General features: G+C 47.5%; 9 protein-coding genes. 5 read left to right on the top strand and 4 right to left on the bottom strand.

Annotation, left to right across the window (positions count from 1 at the left end):
• Nucleotides 1-336: 336 nt before the first annotated feature.
• A complete protein-coding gene (locus RMO27_RS19695) occupies nt 337-774 on the bottom strand; it encodes a peroxiredoxin (protein WP_309735724.1) in 438 nt (145 codons plus the stop codon).
• A gap of 243 nt (nt 775-1,017) precedes the next feature.
• On the bottom strand, nt 1,018-1,389 hold the full coding sequence (locus RMO27_RS19690) for a hypothetical protein (RefSeq protein WP_309735722.1): 372 nt from the start codon (nt 1,387-1,389) through the stop codon (nt 1,018-1,020).
• Nucleotides 1,390-1,500: 111 nt separating this feature from the next.
• Between RMO27_RS19690 and tmk the strand changes: the two genes are divergently transcribed.
• From tmk to RMO27_RS19665, 5 genes are all read left to right on the top strand, one after another.
• The gene (tmk, locus tag RMO27_RS19685) at nt 1,501-2,160 is read left to right on the top strand and encodes a dTMP kinase (RefSeq protein ID WP_309735720.1); all 660 of its coding nucleotides are present in this window, start codon (nt 1,501-1,503) and stop codon (nt 2,158-2,160) included.
• 183 nt (nt 2,161-2,343) lie between these two features.
• Nucleotides 2,344-3,333 carry an S-layer homology domain-containing protein gene (locus RMO27_RS19680; protein WP_309735718.1) on the top strand — a complete coding sequence of 330 codons (990 nt, stop codon included), beginning with the start codon at nt 2,344-2,346 and terminating at the stop codon, nt 3,331-3,333.
• A gap of 196 nt (nt 3,334-3,529) precedes the next feature.
• Complete coding sequence (locus tag RMO27_RS19675) at nt 3,530-4,843, top strand: MFS transporter (protein WP_309735715.1); 1,314 nt, start codon at nt 3,530-3,532, stop codon at nt 4,841-4,843.
• Nucleotides 4,844-5,035: 192 nt separating this feature from the next.
• A complete protein-coding gene (locus tag RMO27_RS19670) occupies nt 5,036-6,169 on the top strand; it encodes a DUF5009 domain-containing protein (protein WP_309735714.1) in 1,134 nt (377 codons plus the stop codon).
• A gap of 94 nt (nt 6,170-6,263) precedes the next feature.
• On the top strand, nt 6,264-7,262 hold the full coding sequence (locus tag RMO27_RS19665) for a pentapeptide repeat-containing protein (protein WP_309735712.1): 999 nt from the start codon (nt 6,264-6,266) through the stop codon (nt 7,260-7,262).
• A 113-nt stretch (nt 7,263-7,375) separates the two neighbouring features.
• On the opposite strand, the gene RMO27_RS19660 is transcribed toward RMO27_RS19665, so the two are convergent.
• Both RMO27_RS19660 and RMO27_RS19655 read right to left on the bottom strand, forming a co-directional pair.
• Nucleotides 7,376-8,188 (bottom strand): prohibitin family protein, encoded by an 813-nt coding sequence (locus RMO27_RS19660; RefSeq protein WP_309735710.1) that lies wholly within the window; start codon nt 8,186-8,188, stop codon nt 7,376-7,378.
• Between the two features lie 130 nt (nt 8,189-8,318).
• Nucleotides 8,319-9,051: RNA-guided endonuclease TnpB family protein (locus RMO27_RS19655; RefSeq protein ID WP_309735709.1), on the bottom strand; the 733-nt coding region annotated here is incomplete at its 5' end.

Below are 9,051 nucleotides of genomic sequence, written 5' to 3'. Positions count from 1 at the left end.
AATGTTGTTTGATAATAGCTACAATATTCGTCGATAAAACTAATCGTTTGTGCTGCTGCTCTTGGCTGTGTCATATGCCTTGCCTTCTCTTCAGCCCTACCTTTCTATTTTATCTCTCCTAGAGTGATAGAAGAGGGATATAGCGATCCTAACTGAAAAGCTTAAACCCTAGAGGGCGGGCACGAGGTACCGCCCCTACAGGTTATCGTTACTGCAAGGAACTCAAATAGGATTGCTATAGTTGATCGTTGATAGTGAAAAAAGCAGAGGACAAGCTTGTCCTCTGCTTTTTTGGGATAGATTTAGATCGAGTCAGAATCTTAAATCTTTAGATCTCTAGTAACCTAATGCTTTTAAGACGTCATTGGCATGGGTATCGGTTTTGACACTGCTATCGACATGGACGATTTTGCCAGTTTCGTCGATCGCATAGGTGACGCGTTTGGCATAGCCACCACCATCGACATCATAGGCTGCGATGATTGCGCCATTGGTATCAGCTAAGAGCGGAAATGGCAGATCGAACTTTTTGGTAAAGGCTTGGTGATCGGCTTCGCTATCTTTGCTCACGCCTAAAATGACGATGCCTTTGTCTTGATACACTGCATAATTATCGCGAAAACTGCAAGCTTGTTTCGTACAGCCAGGGGTGTCATCTTTGGGGTAAAAATACATGACAACTTTCTTGCCAGCTAACCCGGCCAAAGTTACCGCATTACCGTTGGTATCTTTGACGTTGAAATCCGGAGCTTGTGTGCCTACAGCCAGAGCCATGAGATAATTTTCCTACAATATTGAAGATTGACATTAACGCTCACTGTAAACCGGATCGGGTTGTTTTTCAAGGTTTGTGGTCGATCTCCGGTCGTGTTTTACTGCGAAAAGAGATCGCGAATAGACCTTCAGCAAAAGTAAAAAATCATCTTTTTTAGAGCTGTTTTCATCTAAAAATCTGCCCTATTCCCTATTCCCTATCCCCTATTCCCTATTCCCTATTCCCTTACTTCCTGCGAAAATCTAATTTAGTACCGAAGCAGCCGCGCGCGATCGCGAACTATTAATCGGCTGCCAATCTGGGTAATGCGCGATCGCCAAGCGCAACGCATCGAAGACTTGACGACAATGATTGTCGCTCTGAAGAGGTAGCTCCTCATTTCTGACCAAAAAACTCAGCTTGACAGCCTCTGGCTCGGCAGTGGTAACATCGATCGAGATCTCGACCGTCACCAGCCGCGCAAATGAGACATGCCCCGGAATTTCTCTAGCCATGACATAATCTGCACCTTGATGCACAACTTCCAGTCGGCCAATTGCTAACAATTTTGGCAATGACAATTGCAGTCGATCGGGTGAAAGCTGGACTCGAAACTGGCAGATATAACGAGACATAGTAAGTACGGTTGGCAGGCGTAAAGTTTAGTTATCTCAAATTCCCTTGACATCCTAACAGAATAATTCACCAATTTGTAAAGCAGATCTATATCGATGGTAGGGATAAAAATGAGCGGTAAATTTATCGTATTTGAAGGGGTAGAAGGCTCTGGTAAAACAACTCAGATCGGCCAGACAGCAGATTGGTTGCGTATCAATACCGATCGAGGGCGAAAGATCGTCGTGACGCGCGAACCAGGTGGGACAAAGCTGGGTCAACAGATCCGGCAGATCTTGCTCGACGATCTGGATAATTGCGTGAGTTATCGGACCGAATTATTGCTCTATGCAGCCGATCGCGCGCAACATGTAGAATCGTTGATTAGGCCGCATCTTGATCGGGACGATATCGTCTTGTGCGATCGATTTACCGATTCGACAATTGCCTATCAAGGCTACGGACGCGGCTGCGATCGCGATGAGATCGATCGGGTCAATCAACTAGCCACAGGGGGTTTACAAAGCGATCTGACCTTTTGGCTAGACCTGGATGTGACGATCGGCCTAGAGCGAGTTTTATTACGTGGAAAACCCGATCGGATGGAACGCGCAACGATCGATTTTCACCAACGCGTCAGACAAGGTTATCAAGAGTTAGCAAATATCTATCCAGATCGGATGATTCGGATTGATGCCGATCGATCGCCCGCCGATATCCAGCTAGAGATTCAGTCAACATTGAGGCAACTGAAATGGATCGATACTCAAGCACCGATCGCCGAAACTTAGGACTAAACGCGCAACTTTGGAGATCGCGGTAAATAATGCGATAATCCTCGCTAAAATTAAATCGAAGCTACAGAATTTAGTTAATTATTGAAAAAAGACTAACTTGCTAGATTGTAAATGAAGATAGAATTACGATCTGACGATTTTTTTGAATTTGATAAATCTTGGATCGAGGTAAAAACTATGACTAATTCACCTACTCCGACTCCCAATCCGAACCGACGTCGCCGCTTGACGGCAGATGAATTAATTGCAATTGGGGTAGCCCTAGCCGGAATTGGCACGGTCTTCTTTTGGGGGATCGGTCAAAAGTTCCAGCCGATGTTCCAAGCGGGTATCTCCAGCTTGACTAATGATAACAACACCCGTCGTCCGCTCGGCGCACTTGGAAGCCAGGATCAAGCCGCTACTTCAGACAGACAAACGATCGCGAGTATGACTGGCGATCGACAGAATTCAACTACGACGACTACGACTACCACCACGGCGATCGCACCACCCAGCATCAAAACAGAAATAGCCGCTGAAACCGCTCCGGCACCCACCGCTGTAGCCCCCGCAATTGTAGCTGCGGCTCCGATCGTGACCACCCCAGCCTTTAAAGACGTGCCCAAGCAATTTTGGGGTGAAACATATATTACCGAGTTGCAAAAACGTGGGGTTCTCGCCGACTTTGGGACGGGTAAATTCGACCCCGACAAAGAAATCACCAGAGGTGAGTATGCCAAAATGCTCGATCGCGCCTTTGCAGATCGACCAGTAGTAGCAACAGCAACAACACCTAAATTCCAGGATATTCCCGCTGATTATCCGCGCAAGGAAGCGATCAATAAATCGGTACAACTGGGATTTATGACTGGCTATCCACAAAACAAATTCTCACCCAATCAACCGATCCCGCGTTATCAGTTGCAGATTTCCCTGGCCAAAGGATTGCAACTAGCAGCCCCAGCGAATCCAGATACAGTACTCAGTAAGTACTCAGATGCCAAAGATATGCCCACATACGCACGCGGTAAGATGGCCGCAGCGATCAAATCTGGCATCATCATCAAAGACAAAACCCCAGATCTACTCAAACCCGTTCAAAATGCCACCCGTGCGGATGCCGCAGCTTCGATTTATGAAGTCTTAGTCAAAGCCGGAAAAATCACACCACAGCCAGGAAATTAGCCGATGAGCGCAGCGACTCTAGATCAGTAAAACTGATGTTTTTAAGCTCTAACCGCTAGCTTCGATCCCTCAGTTCGATCCCTTCCCGAATAGCAATGGTTTAAAGCCCCTGCCTTTAGGCAGATTGTTTTTAGGACGGAGATTTAAACTCCGTCCTAAAAACCCAATTATCAATTAACCTCTTAGTCCCTACTTTATGAAACTCGATTCGCCCCAGCAGCGGCAACACCAAAAACTACCACGCCATGTCTGGATTTTGAGTGTTGCCAGTCTGCTGACGGATATTAGCGCGGAAATGATTCGCGCGGTGTTGCCCATCTTCGTCTTATTAAAATTGCAAGGTGGTGCGCTTACCATCGGTGAGATCGAAGGTGTCGCCGCCGCCACCGTCGCGATTATGCGGGTCTTTTCGGGCGGATTGAGCGATTATTTGGGGATGAAAAAGGGTCTGGCGGTAATTGGGTATGGGCTGTCCACGCTGATGCGATCGATCTTACCGATGGCGATCGATCCATTATTAGTCATCGGCACCCAATTTGGCGATCGGTTCGGACAAGGCATCAGCGTGGCTCCCCGCAAAGCTTTAATGGCCGATATCACGTCGGAAGAGCTGCGCGCTCCGGCTTATCGATTGCGCCAGTCGCTGCTAATTGCTGGAGCTTGTATCGGCTCCCTGGTAGCCGGTACGATCTTATTTTTCCAACCAAATAACTACCAGCTAGTGTTTTCAGCGGCAGTGGTGCCAAGTTTGATGGGATTGGCAATCTTGATGTTGGCGGTGAAACCTGTTAAAAAGCCCCAGAAATTATTGATGATGCCAGCAGAAATGACTGGCTTACTCGCTGGTGGCGATGAATACTATAGCCACGAATCCCCGACTCGAAATCGCCAATATCAGTCAGAATCTTTAGCCCAGAGCTATAGCCCGATTTTTTGGCGGGATGTCCTCGATTTGGGTGCGGAATATTGGTTATTGCTGATCGTGGCGATTTTCTTCAATCTGGGCAACTCCAGCGATGCCTTCCTGCTACTCAAATCGATCGATATCGGGATTCCGCCAGCCTTTACGCCAGTGGGACTAATCATCATGAACTTGGTCTTCGCCCTGGTATCCTATCCCATTAGTGCGATCGTCAATCGCGTCCTCAAGGTGCGCCTGCTCCTGGCTGGTTTTTTGATTCACGTCATCGTCTACTTCGGGCTAGCCGTCGTCACTACCAATGTCCAGATTTGGTGCTTATTTGCCCTCTACGGCCTCCATTTAGCGATGATTCAGGGTTTGATGCTCGACCTGATCGATCGAGCTGTAGAACCGACTAGACGGGGCACAGCGTTTAGTCTCTTCAATCTGACGATCGGCATTACGCTACTATTCGCCAATCTGATCGCTGGCTGGTGCTGGTACACGATCGGTTCGGGCTTTACGTTTACCGTCGGTGCCTTTTTTGCCTGTATCGCTACTTTGATCCTGCTGATTGGTAGTGAGGAATCGGATTTGGGAAATAGTTAAGAGTGGACAGTGAATAGTGGATAGTGGATAGTTGAAATACCGTTTTACAGCCGACTAAGTAGGTAGTACGAAGATTCATTACAACGTCTCAACAACCAGGAAAAAGAGCGTGGTAATTAACTAAATATTTAGCTTAACTATTCACTATCCACTATTCACTATCCACTACCCCTACCCCGTCCCCCACAACTTATGCGCCTCACCTCCTTAGATGTCTTTCGGGGCATAACAATGGCCACCATGATTTTGGTCAATATGGCCAGCCTGCCCGATGAGGGCAAAAAATATGCTTGGCTCGATCATGCACCTTGGCATGGTTGGACGATCGCCGATTTGGTGTTTCCATTTTTTCTGTATATTATTGGCATTTCGATGGCTTTTTCCCTCGCTAAATATACGAGCGGAAATGCCCCAATAACTAGAAATATCTACTGGCAAATTATCCGCCGCAGCCTAATTTTATTTGGCCTGGGATTATTATTAAATAATTTATTATGGAACTATAATCTCACCCATCCTAAGTTATTTCCCGATCTGGCACACCTGCGGATTATGGGTGTATTGCAGCGGATTGGGATCGGATTTTTGGTGGCATCGATCGCCGTTCTCACTTTGACCGAACGGAAGATTTGGATGTTAGCGGGGATGATTTTAGTCGGCTATTGGCTAATTTTGACATTCATTCCCGCTGTGGATAATCGCGATGGTGTATTTACCCAACTGGGTAATTTTGGAGCTTATGTCGATCGATTAATTATAACGCCTGCCCATCTCCACAAAGGTTCTGGCTCGATGAGCGATCCCGAAGGGCTGTTCGGGACATTACCCGCGATCGCGAGTATTTTATTGGGCTATCTCACTGGTGCGTGGCTCAAACGTCAGCCAGTAACTTCGCGCACGAGTCTGAATTTGTTGATGTTTGGATTGGCGGCCGTCGTCATTGGGTTAGTTTGGAATGGTTTTTTCCCGATTAATAAAAAGCTGTGGACGAGTTCGTTTGTGTTATTGACCACTGGCTGGGGTCTAATTTCCCTAGCTGCTTGCTATGAATTAGTCGATGTCCGTAAATACCTACAGTGGTTTAAACCCTGGGAAATTATGGGTTTAAACGCCATTTTTATCTATGTAGCGTCGATCGTGTTCATTAAATTATTAATGGTCAATGAAATTGCCCCAGATAAATCTGTCTATCAATGGTTGAATGCGCAGTTATTTGGTTGGGCGGGGACGTTGAATAGTGGGGTTCTATTTGCGATCGCGACTGTATTCCTCTGGTTGGGAGTATCGTACCTGATGTATCGCCAGCGATGGTTTTTAAAAATCTAAGGCTCAATAGTGGCGAGATCTCGATCGCATAGTAACAACGTTCGCTAGCTGGGGAACACTGAAGAAGACATCAACGAAAGTACCAGTCGAAGCTATGGAAGCGGAAGAACTATTGTGGCGATATCGCGGCGGCGAACGGGATTTTACCTCAGTCGATCTGAGTGGATTTAGTCTAGTCGCTCAAGATCTGATCGATATCGTCCTCAACCAAGCCGATTTACGCAAGAGCAATCTCACATTTGCTTATCTCAATCGCGCTCAGTTGCTCAAAACAAACCTTTCTAGCTGCAAACTAGGCGGCGCGACCCTGATTAGAGCCGATCTCCAAGGAGCCAATCTCCGCGATGCCGATTTACATGGAGCCAGCCTTCAGCATGCCGATTTTCGCGGCGCAGATCTGACCTGGGTCAATCTCCTCGATGCCAATTTGATGGATGCGGACTTGCGCAATGTCAATCTCAGTGGCGCTAATCTCAGCGGTGCTTGCCTGCGGGCGGCCAATTTTCGGGAAGAGAAGCGCAGTTATATTTCCAATCTCCGCAGTGCCAAGCTCTGCCGCGCCGATCTCCGCAATGCGAATATGGCGGGGGCAAATTTATCCAAAGTCGATCTCAGCTATGCCAATCTCACCGAAGCAAATTTGAAGGGCACAGATCTCAGTGGTGCAAATTTGACCGGAGCGAAGTTAAATAATGCGATCTTGACTGAAGCAAATCTGCACGAGGCCGTTTTGCCACACGCAGATCTCTCCCTCGCGAAATTAGAGCGCGCAATTATGACCGCGTGCGATATGACAGGTGCCAATCTGAGTCGAGCGATCATGTCCAAGATCAAATTGGCAAATACCAATCTCAGCTATGCAAATCTCACCGATGCGCGGATGCATCATGCCGATCTGACGCGGACGATTTTGTGCTATGCGACGATGATTAATGTCGAACTGATCGAGGCACATTTAGCCAAAACCGATCTCGAAGATGCCAATCTGACTAATGCTAATTTGATGCGGGCAGAAATGAGTAGTGCGAGTATGGTCGGCACGATTCTGACTGGTGCGAAAATGCCTGACGGTCGGCTCTATGCTAACGTCTAACAATCGCTGAAGTGGTTGACACTCCCCGCCGTAAAACGGACGGGGTTGTTCGGATATTTCGATAATGTTGGTTCGATTTAGAATCCTCGTGCCGATCTGAGCCGAGGAGCATGTCAATTCATTTTGCCAGGATCGATATTAATAAATGGTAATGCACCATTCCCACCCATGACTTGGGGGAATTTGCCATCCCACTTATCGATCGCTTGCTTCTGTAATAATTCTGCCGTCAGCGTCTCCCGTAACAGGCGTTGAGCTTCCGCTTGACCCTTTGCCCTATTCACATTGGCTTCGGCCTCTTGCTCGGCTTCTTGGGCAACGTAGACGGCGCGTTGGGCGCGTTGTTCGGCGATTTGTTTTTCTTCGACAGCCTTGGAAAATTCTGGAGAAAAGTCCAGATCGACCACACTCGTATCGAGGACGATAATGCCGTATTTTTCCAAGCGATTGCCCAGAGCTAGATCGAAATCTTGCTTGAGTTCGTCGCGCTTGGTAATGGCTTCTTCAACTGTCCGCCGCGCGGCCGCGATCTTAAACGATTCTTGGGTTTGGGGCGCGATAATTTTCGCGACAATATTTTCGAGGGTGCCTTGGGTGCGGCGGATATTCACGACTTGGATGGGATCGAGCCGAAAGTTAATTGCAAAACTGGCCGTTAAATCCTGTAAATCCTTGGTCGAACTCTGAGCGGGGACTTCAAATTTCTGGACGGTGATGTCATAGATATCGACCTTGCCCACCAATGGGGGTTTGAAGTGAACACCTTCTAGCAGCACGGCATCCTCAGCCTTACCCAAGACACTCACTACCCCTGCTTGCCCAGGATTGATGACCACAAACGAATTTACCCCGATCACCGTGAGGAGAATTACCAAGCCAACGGCTAAGATTTGTTGCCAGTTAGATTTATTGAGATCGATCGTCATAGGGAATTACTGTCTGTTTACCTACTAGTGTAGAACTCGATTTTCCAAAGGAGAGCTAATATGAGTGCGATCTGCGCCCAGGGATACAAAGGGAATGAAGAGTGAACTACCCCGCCCTGCACAATCGCGCTTACGCGCTCATGTGCGAGGACGGAGCTTCCGACTTCGAGGGCGACCGCCTCACAGATGTCTTTCGACCCCTGCTTGGTCTTACGTTGCCTCCATCGGCAGTCTCGCTAGTTCCTAACGAGAGAAGTCTCAGACCTTCAGCCTTCAGGTTTTGCGCCGCGTTGACATCTCTATCGTGGCGAGTTCCGCAGTTAGAACAAGTCCATTGACGCACATCTAAAGGCAAGGAAGAAACGCGATGATAACAATTACTACAGGTTTTCGATGAAGGAAAAAATCTATCCACCTTGACCAATATTTTGCCAGAACGCTCACACTTATAGTCGAGCATTCCGACGAAACTAGACCAGCCACAATCGCTGATCGCTTGTGCTAAACAGTGATTTCTCACCATGTTCTTGACTGCGAGATCTTCCACAACGATGACTTGGTTTTCGTTCACCAGTTTGTGAGAGAGTTTGTGCAAAAAGTCTTGTCTAGAATTGCTAATCCGTTGGTGAACTCTTGCCACTAGCAGTCTCGCTTTATTCCGACTATTAGATCCTTTTACTTTCCTAGATAACTTACGTTGTTTGCGTTTGAGGTTAGCTTCATGCTGTTTGATATGTCGAGGATTAGGATACTTAGAGCCAGTGCTAGCAATAGCAAAGTCGGTGATACCCAGATCGATACCAATTGCATTTCCTTCACTACTCGGAGCGGGATACTCACCTTCCTGTTCTGTGAGAATAGCA

This window comes from Chamaesiphon sp. OTE_75_metabat_556 (assembly GCF_031378165.1).
Taxonomy (GTDB): Bacteria; Cyanobacteriota; Cyanobacteriia; order Cyanobacteriales; family Chamaesiphonaceae; genus Chamaesiphon.
This window is presented reverse-complemented; position numbering and strand designations above follow the sequence as displayed.